The sequence below is a fragment of the Arthrobacter sp. ASL1 genome (assembly GCF_056680475.1).
In genome coordinates, this window is record NZ_CM155284.1 from 1,692,043 (window position 1) to 1,706,732 (window position 14,690).

Annotated in this window: 14 protein-coding genes and 1 pseudogene; 6 read left to right on the plus strand and 9 right to left on the minus strand. The window is 67.9% G+C overall.

The window, feature by feature from the left end; genetic code table 11:
- Entirely contained in the window at nucleotides 1-2,802 is a 2,802-nt protein-coding gene (locus tag AC1MEQ_RS07980; protein ID WP_479796089.1) for an FAD-binding and (Fe-S)-binding domain-containing protein, read from the minus strand.
- Between the two features lie 189 nt (nucleotides 2,803-2,991).
- On the opposite strand from AC1MEQ_RS07980, the gene AC1MEQ_RS07985 reads away from it, so the two are divergent.
- Both AC1MEQ_RS07985 and AC1MEQ_RS07990 read left to right on the plus strand, forming a co-directional pair.
- Complete coding sequence (locus tag AC1MEQ_RS07985; RefSeq protein WP_479795533.1) at nucleotides 2,992-3,312, plus strand: putative quinol monooxygenase; 321 nt, start codon at nucleotides 2,992-2,994, stop codon at nucleotides 3,310-3,312.
- Between the two features lie 60 nt (nucleotides 3,313-3,372).
- Nucleotides 3,373-4,161 carry an IclR family transcriptional regulator gene (locus tag AC1MEQ_RS07990; RefSeq protein ID WP_479795535.1) on the plus strand — a complete coding sequence of 263 codons (789 nt, stop codon included), beginning with the start codon at nucleotides 3,373-3,375 and terminating at the stop codon, nucleotides 4,159-4,161.
- A 33-nt stretch (nucleotides 4,162-4,194) separates the two neighbouring features.
- Here the strand turns inward: AC1MEQ_RS07990 and AC1MEQ_RS07995 are convergent, their stop codons facing one another.
- From AC1MEQ_RS07995 to AC1MEQ_RS08020, 6 genes and pseudogenes are all read right to left on the minus strand, one after another.
- A complete protein-coding gene (locus tag AC1MEQ_RS07995) occupies nucleotides 4,195-4,716 on the minus strand; it encodes a PIN domain-containing protein (protein ID WP_479795537.1) in 522 nt (173 codons plus the stop codon).
- A gap of 93 nt (nucleotides 4,717-4,809) precedes the next feature.
- Nucleotides 4,810-5,682: an ImmA/IrrE family metallo-endopeptidase gene (locus AC1MEQ_RS08000; protein WP_479795539.1), complete on the minus strand. Its 873-nt coding sequence runs from the start codon at nucleotides 5,680-5,682 to the stop codon at nucleotides 4,810-4,812.
- A complete protein-coding gene (locus AC1MEQ_RS08005) occupies nucleotides 5,679-5,876 on the minus strand; it encodes a hypothetical protein (protein ID WP_479796190.1) in 198 nt (65 codons plus the stop codon). The genes AC1MEQ_RS08000 and AC1MEQ_RS08005 overlap by 4 nt, the downstream gene beginning before the upstream one ends.
- Before the next feature lie 6 nt (nucleotides 5,877-5,882).
- Nucleotides 5,883-6,008: pseudogene (locus tag AC1MEQ_RS08010) on the minus strand (helix-turn-helix domain-containing protein); the annotation flags it as partial.
- A 138-nt stretch (nucleotides 6,009-6,146) separates the two neighbouring features.
- Complete coding sequence (locus AC1MEQ_RS08015) at nucleotides 6,147-7,733, minus strand: GMC family oxidoreductase (protein ID WP_479795541.1); 1,587 nt, start codon at nucleotides 7,731-7,733, stop codon at nucleotides 6,147-6,149.
- A complete protein-coding gene (locus AC1MEQ_RS08020; protein WP_479795543.1) occupies nucleotides 7,730-8,308 on the minus strand; it encodes a hypothetical protein in 579 nt (192 codons plus the stop codon). Before AC1MEQ_RS08020 ends, AC1MEQ_RS08015 begins: the two co-directional genes overlap by 4 nt.
- A gap of 176 nt (nucleotides 8,309-8,484) precedes the next feature.
- Between AC1MEQ_RS08020 and AC1MEQ_RS08025 the strand changes: the two genes are divergently transcribed.
- Complete coding sequence (locus tag AC1MEQ_RS08025) at nucleotides 8,485-9,123, plus strand: MBL fold metallo-hydrolase (protein WP_479795544.1); 639 nt, start codon at nucleotides 8,485-8,487, stop codon at nucleotides 9,121-9,123.
- A gap of 181 nt (nucleotides 9,124-9,304) precedes the next feature.
- Nucleotides 9,305-10,093, plus strand: a complete 789-nt coding sequence (locus tag AC1MEQ_RS08030; protein ID WP_479795546.1) for an acetoin reductase — start codon at nucleotides 9,305-9,307, stop codon at nucleotides 10,091-10,093.
- Between the two features lie 118 nt (nucleotides 10,094-10,211).
- Here AC1MEQ_RS08030 and AC1MEQ_RS08035 read toward each other — a convergent pair whose 3' ends face one another.
- Nucleotides 10,212-10,835, minus strand: a complete 624-nt coding sequence (locus AC1MEQ_RS08035; RefSeq protein WP_479795548.1) for an NADPH-dependent F420 reductase — start codon at nucleotides 10,833-10,835, stop codon at nucleotides 10,212-10,214.
- A gap of 275 nt (nucleotides 10,836-11,110) precedes the next feature.
- Between AC1MEQ_RS08035 and AC1MEQ_RS08040 the strand changes: the two genes are divergently transcribed.
- A complete protein-coding gene (locus AC1MEQ_RS08040) occupies nucleotides 11,111-11,779 on the plus strand; it encodes a TetR/AcrR family transcriptional regulator (RefSeq protein ID WP_479796090.1) in 669 nt (222 codons plus the stop codon).
- A gap of 64 nt (nucleotides 11,780-11,843) precedes the next feature.
- On the opposite strand, the gene AC1MEQ_RS08045 is transcribed toward AC1MEQ_RS08040, so the two are convergent.
- A complete protein-coding gene (locus AC1MEQ_RS08045; protein WP_479795550.1) occupies nucleotides 11,844-13,235 on the minus strand; it encodes an MFS transporter in 1,392 nt (463 codons plus the stop codon).
- Between the two features lie 271 nt (nucleotides 13,236-13,506).
- On the opposite strand from AC1MEQ_RS08045, the gene AC1MEQ_RS08050 reads away from it, so the two are divergent.
- Entirely contained in the window at nucleotides 13,507-14,580 is a 1,074-nt protein-coding gene (locus tag AC1MEQ_RS08050; protein ID WP_479795552.1) for a LacI family DNA-binding transcriptional regulator, read from the plus strand.
- Nucleotides 14,581-14,690: the final 110 nt, after the last annotated feature.

Here is a 14,690-nt window from a genome sequence, read left to right on the forward strand (position 1 = left end):
TCAGCGGGCGGTCGCCTCGTCCAACAGCTCCAGAACGTGGCGGTAGTCCTCGCCCGTGGCCCGGGTCATTCCCAGTTCACAGGTCCGGTTGCAGGAGGCATGCGCCGTGGAGTCGAAGGCCGCGATCTCGCGCGCCTGCCGCTCGGTGGCGGACGCGGTGAGTTCGGGGTGGAGCATCCCGCGGTCCCCGGCGAACGCGCAGCAACCCCAGTTGTCCGGTACGTCGACGCGTTCGGCGACGGCCTCGGCAACGGTGGTGAGTGCCGGGTTCAACCCGAGGCGGGTCGACGAGCACGTAGGGTGCAGGGCGAGGGACGGCAGCTTCGTGGCGTCCGGCAGGCCAGGCAGGATGTGCTTGGCGGTGAACTCGACGACGTCGATGATCCGCAGCGGCCGCTCCCCCGACCCCGGTTGGTCGGCCTCGATCGCGTGGATCAGGCCCTCGGTGCAGGACGAGGCATCGCAGACGATCGGCAGTTCGCCGTCGCGGGTGGCCTCCCGCAGCGCGGCGGCCGCCCGTTCACGCATGGTTTCCTTGCCTGCGGCCAGTCCCTTGGACGACCACGGGGTTCCGCAGCACAGCCCGTCGATGGCCGGTGGCACGAGCAGTTCGATGCCCGCCCGGGCGGCGAGCTGCTCGAAGCTGGCCTGCACGCCGGGCCCGTTGCCGGCCGGGCCGAACATGGTGCCCACGCACGCCGGGAAGTAGACCGCAGCCGGCGGGCCATCGGGTGCTGGACGACGCCGGGAGGATCCGCCGCCGGGCAGCTCGGCTGAATGCAGCGGCACATTGTCGGCGCCGAGGACGGTCCGGGCGGCCTGATTGACCGGGCGGATGGCCGGGTCGGGGATCTTTCGGGCGACGGTCAATGCCAGGGAGGCACCGCGGGTCACCGGACCCCAGTGCTTGGCAGCGAGGTTCCATCCGGCGCCTGCCAGCGCACCGGCGTCGTTCTGACGGAGCCTGCGGACGAGGTCGCCGGTGTTGATGTCGACCGGGCAGGCGGTCTGGCACATGCCGTCGACGGCGCAGGTCTGGACGGATTCGTAGTCGTAGTCGCGTTCGAGCTCGGCGACCAGTGCGGTGTCGCTGGCGCGGCGGGCGGTCTCAATGGCGCGCAGGGTCACGATGCGCTGGCGCGGGGTCAGGGTGATGTCCTTGCTGGGGCAAACCGGTTCGCAGTAGCCGCAGGAGACGCAGCGGTCGACCTCCTCGGCGACGGGCGGTGCGGTCTTGATGTGGCGCAGGTGGGCCCGCGGGTCGTCGTCGAGCAGGACCCCGGGGTTCAGGATGCCGGCGGGGTCGCAGAGCGTCTTGATGCGGCGCATGACGTCGTAGAGCTCGTCGCCGTATTGCCGGCGGACGTAGGGGGCCATCACCCGGCCGGTGCCGTGTTCGGCCTTCAGAGAGCCGTTTTCGCCCAGGACCAGGTCGACCATGTCCTCGGTGAAGGCGCTGTAGCGGTCGAGCTCGGCGTCGCTGGCGAAGCCGTCGGTGAGCATGAAGTGGACGTTGCCGTCCTTGGCGTGGCCGAAGATGACGCTGTCCTGGTAGCCGTACGTGCCGAACAGCTTGATCAGTTCGGTGCAGGTGCGCCCCAGGGCGGGGACGGGGACGACGACGTCCTCCAGCAGCGCCGTGGTCCCCTGCGGCCGGGCGCCGGCGACCGATGCGTAGAGGCCCTTGCGCAGGTGCCAGAGGGAGGCGCGGGCGGTGGCGTCCGTGGTGAATTCCGCCGGTGAGTCCAGGTCTAGGGTGCCCAGCAGGGAGGACCCGCGGTGCCGGAGTTCGGCGAGCTCGTCGGCCTGCCCGGCGGAGTATTCGACCAGCAGCGCCGCGTGGTCGCGCACGGTGAGGTCGGCGACGACTCCGGGGGTGTCCTTGAGCGACTGGCCGACGCGCAGCGAGGTGGCGTCCAGCAGTTCCACGGTGGCGGCACCGGAGTCCACGAGCCCGGGCAGCGACGCGTTCGCTGCAGCGAGGTCGGGGAAGACCAGCAGGGACGTGGCGGTGTGGGTGGGCTTGTCGACGGTGCGGAACACGGCCTCGGCGACGAAGCCGAGCGTGCCCTCGGAGCCGATGACCAGGTGGGCGAGCATCTCGACCGGCGTCTCGAAGTCCAGCAGGGAGTTCAGCCCGTAGCCCATGGTGTTCTTCATCGAGAACTGGTGGCGGATGGTGGCGACCGAGGCCGGGTTGCCGCGGACCCGGCGGGCGAGGCGATCCAGCCCGTCGTGCAGATCCGGTTCCAGCGCGCGGAGCCGGGCATCGGCGTCGTGCTCGGCGGTGTCGATGACGGTGCCCGAGGGCAGCACGAGCGTCATGGATTCGAGCGTGCGGTAGGTGTTCTCGGTGGTGCCGCAGTTCATGCCCGACGAGTTGTTGGCGACCACGCCGCCGATGGTGCAGGCGACCTCGGAGGCCGGGTCGGGGCCGAACCGGCGGCCGTGCCGGGCCAGCCGGTTGTTCAGGGATCGGACCGTGGCGCCGGGCTGGACCCGCACGCGGGCGCCGTCGTCGAGCACCTCGATGTCGCGGAAGTTGCGGCGGACGTCGACCAGGACGCCGTCGGAGACCGCCTGCCCGCTGAGGCTGGTGCCGCCGGAGCGGAAGGTCAGCGGGACGCCCTGGGCGGCGCTGGCGGCCATGAGCGCGCCGACCTCCCCGGCGTTGGCGGCGGTCACGACCGCCTGCGGGATGAGCAGGAAGTGCGAGGCATCGTGGGCGGTGGCGTGCAGGTCGATGGCGCGGTCGGAGACGCGGGCCGGGTCCGCGACCGCGGCCCTCAGGGAATTCAGCATCATGCGGTCGCCTTTCTGCACGTTCGGGTCGGGATTCCCTCCACCCTATGACGCGCTCGGGGCCACCGGCGGATGGCGTTCTCGCCCACCGATAATGCCCGTTGGCCGGACCCTGCGGCACGGGCGAGACTGATCTGACCAGAGTCGCCCCGCAGGACGCGGGGCACCGCCTCCCGGAAGGACCCAGCCGTGATCTTCATCGTCGTCAAATTCCCCGTCAAGCCCGACTGGGCCGACCGCTGGCCCGAGCTGACCCGCTCGTTCACCGAGGCCGCCCGGGCCGAGCCCGGCAATCTATGGTTCGACTGGTCCCGCAGCCTCGAGGATCCCAACGAATACGTCCTGGTCGAGGCCTTCGCCGACGACGGCGCCGAGGCGCACGTGAAGAGCGACCACTTCCAGCAGGCCATGAAGGACATGCTGCCCGCCCTGGCCGAGACCCCGCGGATCATCAGCCGCCAGCTCGAGGGCGACGCCTGGGACCGGATGGGCGAACTGCAGGTCGACTGACCGGGCCGCCGCGGCCGTCTTAAGTTGGAGCGGGGCGGCCGCTACGGAGAAGATGGTCGAATGGGACGCAACGATGCACTGAATGGCCTGGCCTCGGTCCAGAAGGCCTTCGCGCTGCTGGACGTGGTCGCCTCCCACAGCCGGGGCATGAGCGCCAAGGACATCGCGGCCGAGCTGGAGATGCCGCTGCCGACGGTCTACCGGCTACTGAAGACCCTGGTCGCCTCCGAGCACCTGGTGCATCTGAAGGACGAGAGCCGCTACGGGCTCGGCTACAAGCTGCACGCCCTGGACAATTCACTGCGCCGCCAGGTCGGCACCCCGCCGTCCGTGGCCCGGCTGGTCCGCGAGCTGCATGTGCGCGCCGACGCCGCCGCCTACTATGCGGTCCACCGCGGCGAGGACATCGTCGTCGCCCACGTCATCGACTCACCGGCCCGGCCCCGGATCACCCCCATGGGCTTCGGGTTCAACGACGCGGCGCACGCGACCGCCTTCGGCAAGGTGTTGCTGGCGGCGATGGACGCCGACCGGTGCAGCGCGTACCTCGCCCGGCACGGCATGCCGGAGATGACCGCTGCGACGATTACCGACCCTGTGGCCTTCGCCGCCGAACTGGACGGGGTCCGGACCTCGGGCATCGCCATCGAACGCGAGGAGTTCATCCGCGGCGCCTCCTGCCTGGCCGCGCCGGTGACCACGCCGGCCGGGCAGACGGTGGGATCGGTGGCGGTGTCGATGGACCCGGCCGACTTCGCCGCGCGCTCCCCGCAGGTCGCCGTCCTGCTGCGTGATGTCGCCTCGCGCGTCAGCAAGGCACTGCGCGGAACCACTCTGCTGGGAAAGTAGGACAGCGCACGACGGCGGAGCCCACTTTGGTCTCTAGCCCCAGACGGTTTTCGACATGAGTTGCGTCTGGTCGATGTGAACCAATCCATCGTCGCACTGACGAAGTTGGTTGTAGATCTTGCGCATCGCGACCTTGTCTGGAATTTCCCGGGAACCGGCTGCGACAGACAAGATATCCTCCGTACCACGCAGGGCCAGACGGCCGACTTCCCGGCCCATGGCGCGGACACGATCGAGCCTCGTTCGCTGGTCGTTCGCCAGGGCCCTCCCCTCCAGGTCGTCGATAATGACATCGACATCCTGGCCGGCATCTGCCAAGACCACTGCGTGGACTACGACCATGGTTTCCCCGAGGTCCTTGGCCGTTCGCATTCGTGGCGCTAACGCACTGCCCAGGACCATCTGTGCAGCGGCCTCGAGTTCCGGGGTCACTTCATCCGACAAGACGTCAATCCAGGAGCCTTCAAGCTTCTTCCAAACTCCGGAGGCAGCTCCGAAACGCGGATCCGCGTCGCTTTTAGCAAGTACTTCTTCCCTTACTGTCTCGGGCGCCATGATTCCCTTTGCCGACGACACTGAACAACGTGCGTTCGTTTTTTGTCGCCAAGAAGTTCAGGGACGGTCCCGCGTCTATGATGACCGGGCGACTCACTTCTCTTCCGAATCTGCGCTCGCTGACTCATTCACGCTGAGCAGGTCATCAAGCTCACTCAGATCAATGACATTTTCTCCAGACGGGGCCAATCCGTGTGAACCAGAGGTGGTGTAATCCGACTCTTGTGGAAAGAGCCCCAACTCTTCGAATTCGTCGCGCATGTCCTTGGCGGAAGCTCCCCGCAAGCGCGCAACAGCATTTAAACTTAGGGCATTTCGGAGGTAGGCATCGGTCGCCCGTGCCACGAGCCGCTGCGGACTTCTTGGGGTATCCGAATCCTTGGAAAGCGACCGGTATTGATCCATCCAGCCGTACCGGGCAGCCAATTTCGGAGAGCTCGTCGCCAGCCAGGCCTGCTTTTCCGCCAACGTCATATATCCGGCCTCGGCCAACTGAATGACCACCATCTGCGGGGAAACCAAGTACCGCTGAACGAGCGACGAAACGAGGTCTCCGTCAATAACTGGGTCGACCGGCGAGCCCAAGGCAGCCGCGAGTCCTCCGAGGGGTACGAGGAGATGACGGGCGAAGGAATTTGCCCGGGACTCTTCTGCACCAGGCTCCCCCCAACCTTCAGTATTCGGATCCAGATGGTCGGCGAACACGATGTGGGCCAACTCGTGTGCCAAGGTACTGCGTTGCCTCATCGGGTGCCGTGTACACGCGACGGCGATCTTTACCCGCCCCGTCTTGAGGTCGCGCATGCTTAGACCGTGGGCTTCCGGATCATCGACGCGCAGAATGGCAACATCTGCCTGCTCCAGCTGCTCGATCAGTGCGACCAAATCCCCCAGCGGCTGGACTCCCAGCCCGTGTTCGAGCCGATACTCCTCGGCCCGCGTCCTCCCCTCCGCTTCCGCGCTCATGCCGGCTCTGGAATTGCCTGGCGGTCGAGGTAGTCCTCGACTTCGAAGTAATAGGCCAATTCGTCACGCATCCCCCGCATCGACTGGACATCAGTAGTCCGCGCGGCACACACCAGGCGCTCGGCAATGGTGTTTCCGGTGAGTTGGCCCAGCGGAACGCCGAGTGCATCTGCTATCGCGATCAGCTCGTTCATTTTGGGTGCCCTTGTGCCCGCCTCAATGCGGTGAAGCGTGGACTGGCTAATCCCCGTCGCGGCCTCAAGGTCGCGTTGGGTCATGTTGGGCAAAGTCCGCCGCGCGGTAGAAATACGACGTGCAACATCCATGTGAATCAAAACTCCCTAGTCTGATTCAATCCTACTCGCGTAGACCGCAGCGGCCAAGAGGCTCCCACCACTATGTGGGCGCACGACGATGGGGCCCGCGCCAGGCGAGCCCCGTCGTCGTACTCGGTGGCGCTGTTCCTAGAGCGCCGAGGTGGCCAGCTGGTCGGCGATGTACTCGGCCTGGCGGATGGCCAGGGCGACGATCGTCAGCGTCGGATTCGCCGCGGCACCGGTGGTGAACTGCGAGCCGTCGGAGATGAACAGGTTGGGCACGTCGTGGGTTTGTCCGTAGGCGTTGACTACCCCGTCCTCCGGGCGTTCGCTCATGCGCGCCGTGCCCAGGTTGTGGGTGGACGGGTACGGCGGGGTGCGGTGGCTCGAGGTCGCGCCGACCGCCTCATAGAGCAGGGAAGCCTGCTGGTAGCCGTGGTCGCGCATCGCCACGTCGTTGGCGTGGTCGTCGAAGTGCACGTTGGGCACCGGCAGCCCGAGCCGGTCGGTCACCGTGGTGTTCAGCGTGATCCGGTTCGACTCCTGCGGCATGTCCTCGCCGATGACCCACAGACCCGCCGTGTTGACGTAGTCGTCCAGCAGGGCGGTGAAGTCCGGGCCCCAGGCGCCGGGGTCCACGAAGCTGGCCAGGAACGCCGGGCCCAGCGAGATGGTCTCCAGGTAGTAGCCGCCGGCGAATCCGCGGTCCACGTCGTGGCGGGATTCGTCGGCGATCAGCCCGGCCATGGTCTCGCCGCGGTACATGTTCACGGGCTGATCGAACTTGGCGTACACCGAGCCGGTGGTGTGGCGCATGTAGTTGCGGCCCAGCTGGCCGGAGGAGTTGGCCAGCCCGTCGGGGAAGAGCGGGGAGGCCGAAAGCATCAGCAGGCGCGGGGTCTCGATGGAGTTGCCCGCGACGGCGACGATGCGCGCTTTCTGGCGTTGGACATTGCCATCGGCGTCGATGTAGTTCACGCCGTCGGCCGTGCCCCCGGCGGTGTGGGTGACCTGGACGGCGTGGGAATCCGGTCGCAGGTCCAGCAGGCCGGTTTTCAGCGACTTGGGGATCTCCGAGACCATGGTGGACCACTTGGAGCCGTTCTTGTCGCCCTGGAAGTTGAACCCGTCCTGGATGGAGGCGGGTCGGCCGTCATAGGGTTCGGCGTTGGTGGCGTAGGGGCCGGTGGAGTAGTGCTTGTAGCCCAGCCGTTCGGCGCCGGCGGCCAGGACCTTGTAGTTGTTGTTCGCCGGCAGCGGCGGGCGCCCGTGCCGGTGGGTGCTGCCCATCTTCTGCTCGGCGCGGTCGTAGTAGGGCTCCAGGTCGGCCAGGGTGATGGGCCAGTCCAGCAGGTTGGCACCGTCGATGCGCCCGTAGGTGGTGCGGGCCTTGAACTCGTGGGCCTTGAACCGCGGGGTGGCCCCGGACCAGTGGGTGGTGGTGCCGCCGACGGCCTTGACGATCCAGGCCGGCAGGTTCGGGAAGTCCCGGGCGATGCGCCAGGATCCGGAGGTGGTGCGCGGGTCCAGCCAGGCCATCTGGTTGAACGCGGCCCATTCGTCCTGGTGGTAGTCCTCGTTCTTCAGGTACGGCCCGGCCTCGAGCAGAACGACCTTGATCCCCTTGCCGACCAGCTCGTGGGCCAGGGTGCCGCCGCCGGCACCGGAGCCGATGATCACCACCACGGAATCGTCGTCGTAGTCAAAGCGTGCCGACGTCTGTTCTGTGCTCATCGTGTCTGTCCTTCCTGGACGGTTCCGGTTCCCTGGAAGACGTCGCCGACGGGTTCGATCCCCTCGTCCGGTGCACGGCGGGCCACCTGGTACGGCAGCGGGCCGACCTCGGTCAGCGTCTCGGTGCTCTCCTCGATGCGCGGATCGGGCAGCCAGGCGAGGTCGTTGAAGCCGCGGTTGATGTACCCGCCCTTCGAAAACGACTCGCCCTCGTAGCCCAGCGCCTCGTAGACCTCGGGGTCGTCGTAGAGGTTCAGGACGACGGTGCGCCGGATGAAGCCAAAGAACTCCAGGTCGGCGATGCGCTTGAGCACGGCGAGGGCCCGGTCATCAGGCAGGTCCAGGAAGTGCTCCTCGGTCAGCGTATCCAGGGTCACCAGGCCCTGGGTCAGTGCCATGCGGAACCAGCGCGACTCCTCGGACGCCTCGATGATCTTGGCCGTCATGCGTTCGTAGGGGCCGTCGGGGAACTGCGGGTGCGGGAAAGCGACCCGGATGATCCGGGTCAGGATCCGGCGGGCCTCATCGGAGAGTTCCAGGGCGTTGAGTGCCGAATATTTGGCGGGAAACACCATTGTTGTCACCTCGGTTGGTAGCGGTCACGTGGTGGTCCCCCGCCGCGGCAGGGGGACGCCGCGGCCGGGAAGCCGTACCAGCAGTCTGTGCCCCGCATCACATTCACGCCAACTATGGTTATCGGCTGGTGAGAATGTCCGCGCACGCGCCGCGGGTGATCGCATAGCCTGAACCCATGATTGATCTCGACGAAATCACCATCCGCAGCCGTTCCGTCAGCGAGATGGCGAACAACGTGTATCTGCTGACCTCCAAGACCACCGGCGTCCAGGTGCTCATCGACGCGGCCGACGACGCCGACGCCATCCGGGCGATGCTCGACCAGGCCCGCGCGGACTCATCGGAACCGTCCCGGGTGGCCTGCATCGTGACCACGCACTCGCACTGGGACCACGTCCGGGCGCTCGACGAGCTGGTCCGGGAGACCGGCGCCCGGACCGCCGCCGGCACCGAGGACGTGCCGGACATTGAGGTGCCGACCGATCTGGCGCTCGACGCCGGCCCGCTGGACATCGGGGGCGCCCCGACGTTGGAGGTCATCAAGCTGCGCGGCCACACCCCCGGCTCGGTCGCCCTGCTCTACCGGGACCCGGCCGGCCCGGCCCACCTCTTCACCGGGGACTCGCTGTTCCCCGGCGGGGTCGGCAACACGTTCGGCGATCCCGGGCACTTCGCCTCGCTGATCGCCGATGTCACCGCGCGGGTCTTCGACGTCCTGCCCGACGACACCGTCGTCCACCCGGGCCATGGGGACGGCACGACGCTGGGCGCCGAACGGCCGCACCTGGCCGAATGGCGCGAGCGCGGCTGGTAGCGCGGGCGCAACGCCACTGCCCCGGGCAGGCAACACCGGGCACGACGGCGGTGCCTCCTTTCTCGCTCTGCGATACAGGGGCTGCCCGGGAACGTGAGGCAGGGCACAGGCTGGTCGCATCGGGCCCCACCACCCCCGAGCGCCGCCCCAGCCCGAGCGGCCGCCACCAGGAGGAAGCACCATGACAGCAACCACTTCACGCGTCGCACTCATCACCGGAGCCGGCCGGGGCATCGGCCGGGCCATCGCCGAGCGGCTGGCCGATGACGGCCAGGACATCATCATCGCCGACGTCCCCGGCGCCCAGGAGAACATCGATGCGGCGGTCGCCGCCGTCGAACAGCGCGGGCAACGGGCGGTGGGCGTCACCGGCGACGTCTCGAACCCCGCGGACGTGGAGCGCATGATCGAGGAGGGCACCGATGCCCTGGGCGATCTGGACGTGTTCATCGCCAACGCCGGCATCGCCCAGGTCGACGAGATCCTCGACGTCGAACCCGACGCCCTGGACCGCATCATCGACGTGAACATCAAGGGCGTCTACTACTCGTACCAGGCGGCGGCACGGAAGTTCATCGCGCAGGGGACCGGCGGGAAGATCATCGCCGCCGCGTCGATCGTCGCCTTCCGACCCTTCCCCGTACTGGCTTCCTACTCGGCCACGAAGTGGGCCGTGCGCGGCCTGACCCAGGCCGCGGCAATGGAGTTCGCCAAGCATAAGATCACCGTGAACGCCTATGCCCCCGGCGTCGTGGGCACCGCCATGTGGGATCTGATCGACGAGAAGCTCACCGAACGGGACGGCAAGCCGCGCGGCAGCGCCCTCCAGGAGCAGGTGGACAACATCCTGGCCGGGCGGGTCTCCGAACCGGAGGACGTCGCCAAACTGGTCTCCTTTCTGGCGGGCCCGGACTCGGACCACATGACCGGGCAAACCGTGTTGATCGACGGGGGCATCAACTTCTCCTGACTTTCCGATTCCGGGGCGGGACCGGGTCGACGACGCCGATCGGTTCACCAGGCGACGCCTGGGTCTGGGCGGTCGCCTCCCAACGACCGCCCAGACCCAGTCGAGCCGTCAGTGGCCGTCAGTGGCCTTCGGCGCCCAAGGCGACGTCAAAGCCGGCGCCGTTGCTGGCCAGCCCCACCAGGAGCAGGCCAGCCCATTCAAGGGCCGAGGCCATCCGCAGCCCTCCCACGTCGCGGGGCCGCATGTCCAGGCTCTCCAGGAATTCCCCGACGCGCGCCTTCGCCTCGGCGCTGTCGCCGGCGAAGAACCCGTCCAGGGGCCTGTCTTGGGCCAGGACGCCGCCGAAGATCGAGTTGAAGGCCTTCACGACGTGGGCGCCCTGGGGGACGACGGCGGCAATCTGCTCGGCCACCGAGTGGCCTTCGGTCGTCATGAGTCCGCTGGCGTCGGCGTTGAACGGGTTGGTGATGTCAACGACGATCTTGCCGTCCAGCGCATCGCCGTAGTGGGCGACCACGTCGACCGCTCCGGCGTACAGGACGGCGACGATGACGATGTCACCTGCCGGCCGGGCGCCGAACGTGCCGACGGTGGTTCCGTTGCCGATCTGGTCGGCCAGCGCCTGGGCCTGGGCGGCGTTGCGGCTCATGAGCTCGACGGCATGGCCGTGCTTTGCCGCCCGGGCCCCGATGGCGGTGGCCATGTTGCCCGAACCGATGATGGTGATGGTGGTGGTGGTCATGATGTGTCTCCTACTGTGAGATGGGGCTGGGTTGTGGACGTCTTGCCGACGCGACGGGCTCGTTGGTGTTAATCGTCGCCACTCCCGTGGCGGTCGAGCCGGAGCACCAAGGTGAGGCACCCCTCCGGTATTGATGTTCGTGTAACCGGAGGAGTGCCTCACTTTATTCCGGAGGGATCCCCGGGTTGGCGGGAGGTCCTAGGGGCCCACCGCGCTCCCCCAGACTCCCGGACCACGCAGGAACTGAGGCCACCCTCCGTATCGGCGGTAGAGTGATGCGTGTGAACCGCAGCGACGTAGAGCAGGCGAGGATGCCCCGGCGCCGCGATGCCCGGGAGCGCCGCGACAAGCTCATCGCCGCGGCACAGCGCGGGTTCGCCGCACACGGCGTGGATGCCTCCCTGGAGAAGATCGCACGCGAGGCCGGCGTCGCCATCGGCACGCTGTATCGCCACTTCCCGACACGCCTGGACCTGCTCATCGCCGCCTTCACTCCCCGGCTCAGGGAGTTCCTCGAAGGGGCCACCAAGGCCCAGGAGATGGAGGACCCATGGGAAGGATTCGTCTACTACCTGGAAAACCTCTTCACCGTGCAGGCCGGGGACCGGGGCTTCAATGACTTCCTCTCCCGCCGCTTCCCCGAGAACGCCGACACCGAGCACATCCACGACCAGATGTGCCGGCAAATCGAGGACGTTCTCGCCCGGGCCCAGGAAGCCGGCGCGGCCCGCCCCGACATCACCCAGGCCGACATCGTCAACCTCATCTGGTCCAACGGCCGGATGATCGACGCCACCAGCACCACGGCACCCAACGCGTGGCGCCGCCAGCTCCACCTCATGCTCGACGCCTACCGGGCCGAGCGTGCCCATGCGATCCCCGAGCCGCCGATGACCGACGCGCAGCTCTACGCTGCCATGGCCCAGCTCAGCGAGCCGAAGTAGGGGCGACCGGAGGCGCCCGTCCCGGGTTCCCGCTCCACGGATCTTGAACCAGATGCCCGCGTATCTACCGCCCGGCGACGTGGGCGGCGGCACCCGACTCCATGCGCAGGGCCCCGGCCAGCGGCAGCAGCGTCAACGCCGCCATCACCACGAACGCCACCTGGTACTTGACCAGCCCGCCGTCCGGCAGCCACCCGCCGCCGGCCGCAGCCTGCAGCAGCAGCGCGGCCACGGCCACCCCGAGCCCGGAGGCCAGCTGCGAGACCGTGGCGGACAGCGTATTGGCCGACGTCAACTGGGGTGCGTCCACGTCGGCGAACTGCAACGAGTTGAAGGCCGTGAAGCCGATCGACCGCAACGCGCCGCTGGCCACCAGCAGCACCACGATGACCGCCACGGGCGTCCCCGGGTCCAGCAGCGTGAAGGAGGCGATGACGATCCCGCCGGCCCCGACGGATCCCAACAGCACGGGCCGGAACCCGAAGCGGCGCATCAGCGGCGTCGTCGTGTGCTTGATCCCCACGTTGCCCACGAACACGCACATGACCAGCAGCCCGGCGGTGACCGGGGACCAGCCGAACCCGTCCTGGAACATCAGCGGCAGCAGAAAAGGAACCGAGTTCACCACGGCCCGGTAGACGAACCCGCCGGAGTTCGCCACGCGGAAGGTCGCCACCCGGAAAACCCGCAGATCCAGCAGCGGCATCGGCGCGCGAAGCAGCCACCGGACGGCGAGCGCCAACGCTGCCGCCGCAAGCGCCAGCACCACCACGGCCACCACGGGATGCCGTGCACCGGTGGCCAGCTCCATCGCTGCGAGCACCCCACCGACCCCGAGCACCACCAGGACCAGGCCCGGCCCATCGAGCCGGCGCGGCTCAGTCTCCCGGTCCTGCACCAGCCGCAGCGCGGCCACCAGCGCGAACGCGCCCAACGGGACGTTGATCAGGAAGATCCAGTGCCAGCTGGCATACTCGGTCAGCACGCCGCCGAGGACCGGCGCCAGCACGGGGGCGAGCAGGGCCGGCCACGTGATGTAGGCGATTGCACGCATGAGATCGACCTTGTCGGTGGCCCGCAGGACCACCAGCCGTCCGACCGGGACCATCATCGCGCCGCCGAGACCCTGCAGGATGCGCCCGGCCACCAGCACGCCAAACCCCGGGCTGGCGGCACACAGCACCGAGGCCAGCGTGAACAGCACGATCGCGGTGCAGAACACCCGCCGCGCCCCGAACCGCGAGACCAGCCACCCGCCCACGGGAATGAACGTCGCCACCGTGATCAGGTAGGCCGTGATCGCCAGGCCCATCTGTGCGCTGGTGACCCCGAAGTCGCGGCCCATCTGCGGGGCGGCGGTGACCAGGATGTTCCCGTCGAGGATCTCCATGAACATCGTGCACGCGACGAGCAGCGCCAGCTTGCGGTTCCATCCGGGCGGGTCGGGCTGCTGCACGTGACCTCCCTGTCAGATGATGCACGACGGCGGTGCTCCCCCGCCGCTCCTACGGTAGCGGCCAGTGCGCGTGCGCGAGATGCTCCCACGCGATCAGGGCCTAGCTACTGTCAAGATGAAGCGTTTCGCGATTCACATCTGTCCAAAAATCCTTAAGACGATTTGAGCGAGCGAACTTAACGTTGCTTAATTGTTGGAACGCGACCTGTAATAGACATCACAGTGACGAGATGCCTCGATCACCCCGGAAGCCCCAACGGAAGGAGAAGCCATGTCGAACGGCGTCGGTACGGTCCTCGCACCCGCAGAAGTGGCCCTTCGTCCGACTAGGGTCTCCGCGGCTTCTGTGGCCCGTGCCTGTGGCGTTTCCGCTGCGACCGTCAGCTACGTGATGAACGGCCAACCCGGTGTTTCAGCCGACACCAGAAGACACATTGTCAAAGTCGCCAACGAGTTGGGATACCGCCCATCGACGCACGGCCGGCTTCCCGACCCGCAACTCACCCGTGTCGTGGGGTTGATCCTGCCGAACATCGTGAACCAGATGTACACCGGGTGGGCCCAGCACATCATCACCGCCACCGCCGCCGAGGGCTTCGAGGTCTTTGTTGCCACCACCCAGGACGACGCGGAATCCCTGGCCCAGGTCGCCTCAACGCTAGCAGCGCGGAACGTCGACGGGGTCATCATCGCCGCGGCGCTGCGTGAGGACTCGCGCGCTCTGCGCACCTTGCGCCAGAAGCACATCCCCTACGTCTACCTTTCCCGTCGATCGGAACACATCCCCGGCGACTTCGTCGGCATCGACGACGATGCCGCAGCCTCCGCCCTGATGTCCCATATCTTGGCCCACGGCTACACCGAGATCGCGACGGTGATCGGCCCGCGCTTCTCCACCGCGTCGCTCGCCCGCGAGCAGGCATTCGTGCGCACAGCAGCCGCGGCCGGCGTCGTCATCTCCGGCGAGCGCAAGATCAGCACTCGGCTCAATTCCGACGGCGGCCTGGTCGCCGCCGAGAAGCTGCTCGGCTCCCCCGCTCCCCCGCGGGCGATCGTTTGCGGCTCTGACGAGATCGCCATCGGCGTCATGGAGCACGCCCTCGCGCTCGGCCTGCGCATTCCCGAGGACCTCGCCGTCGTCGGCAGCGACGGTCTGCCGCACAGCCGCTCCCGGCTGATCCGCATGACTACCATCGTCCAGCCGGTCAAGACCATGGCCGCGCGGGCCTTCGAGCTCCTCCTCAACCAAATCACCACCCCGCGCACCACCTACGCACACACTGTCTGCGAGCACCGCATCCACGTGGGTACCACCTGCGGCTGCCCCCCTGACCCGCCCGACTGACACGCAACCCACCACGGCGCAGGAACAACCCCAGCGCCGCTGGCAGCACACCGACGCGGCACCACAAAACACCCGCCGAGGGGCACGATCCCATAGGCCCTACCCCCGCA

Excerpts from the sequence above, each read along its gene's own strand:
- AC1MEQ_RS07980 (WP_479796089.1), bottom strand. The coding sequence starts at position 2,802 with ATGCTGAATTCCCTGAGGGCCGCGGTCGCGGACCCGGCCCGCGTCTCC.
- AC1MEQ_RS07990 (WP_479795535.1), top strand. The coding sequence starts at position 3,373 with ATGGGACGCAACGATGCACTGAATGGCCTGGCCTCGGTCCAGAAGGCC.
- AC1MEQ_RS07995 (WP_479795537.1), bottom strand. The coding sequence starts at position 4,716 with ATGGCGCCCGAGACAGTAAGGGAAGAAGTACTTGCTAAAAGCGACGCG.
- AC1MEQ_RS08000 (WP_479795539.1), bottom strand. The coding sequence starts at position 5,682 with ATGAGCGCGGAAGCGGAGGGGAGGACGCGGGCCGAGGAGTATCGGCTC.
- AC1MEQ_RS08005 (WP_479796190.1), bottom strand. The coding sequence starts at position 5,876 with ATGAACGAGCTGATCGCGATAGCAGATGCACTCGGCGTTCCGCTGGGC.
- AC1MEQ_RS08015 (WP_479795541.1), bottom strand. The coding sequence starts at position 7,733 with ATGAGCACAGAACAGACGTCGGCACGCTTTGACTACGACGACGATTCC.
- AC1MEQ_RS08020 (WP_479795543.1), bottom strand. The coding sequence starts at position 8,308 with ATGGTGTTTCCCGCCAAATATTCGGCACTCAACGCCCTGGAACTCTCC.
- AC1MEQ_RS08025 (WP_479795544.1), top strand. The coding sequence starts at position 8,485 with ATGATTGATCTCGACGAAATCACCATCCGCAGCCGTTCCGTCAGCGAG.
- AC1MEQ_RS08030 (WP_479795546.1), top strand. The coding sequence starts at position 9,305 with ATGACAGCAACCACTTCACGCGTCGCACTCATCACCGGAGCCGGCCGG.
- AC1MEQ_RS08035 (WP_479795548.1), bottom strand. The coding sequence starts at position 10,835 with ATGACCACCACCACCATCACCATCATCGGTTCGGGCAACATGGCCACC.
- AC1MEQ_RS08040 (WP_479796090.1), top strand. The coding sequence starts at position 11,111 with ATGCGTGTGAACCGCAGCGACGTAGAGCAGGCGAGGATGCCCCGGCGC.
- AC1MEQ_RS08050 (WP_479795552.1), top strand. The coding sequence starts at position 13,507 with ATGTCGAACGGCGTCGGTACGGTCCTCGCACCCGCAGAAGTGGCCCTT.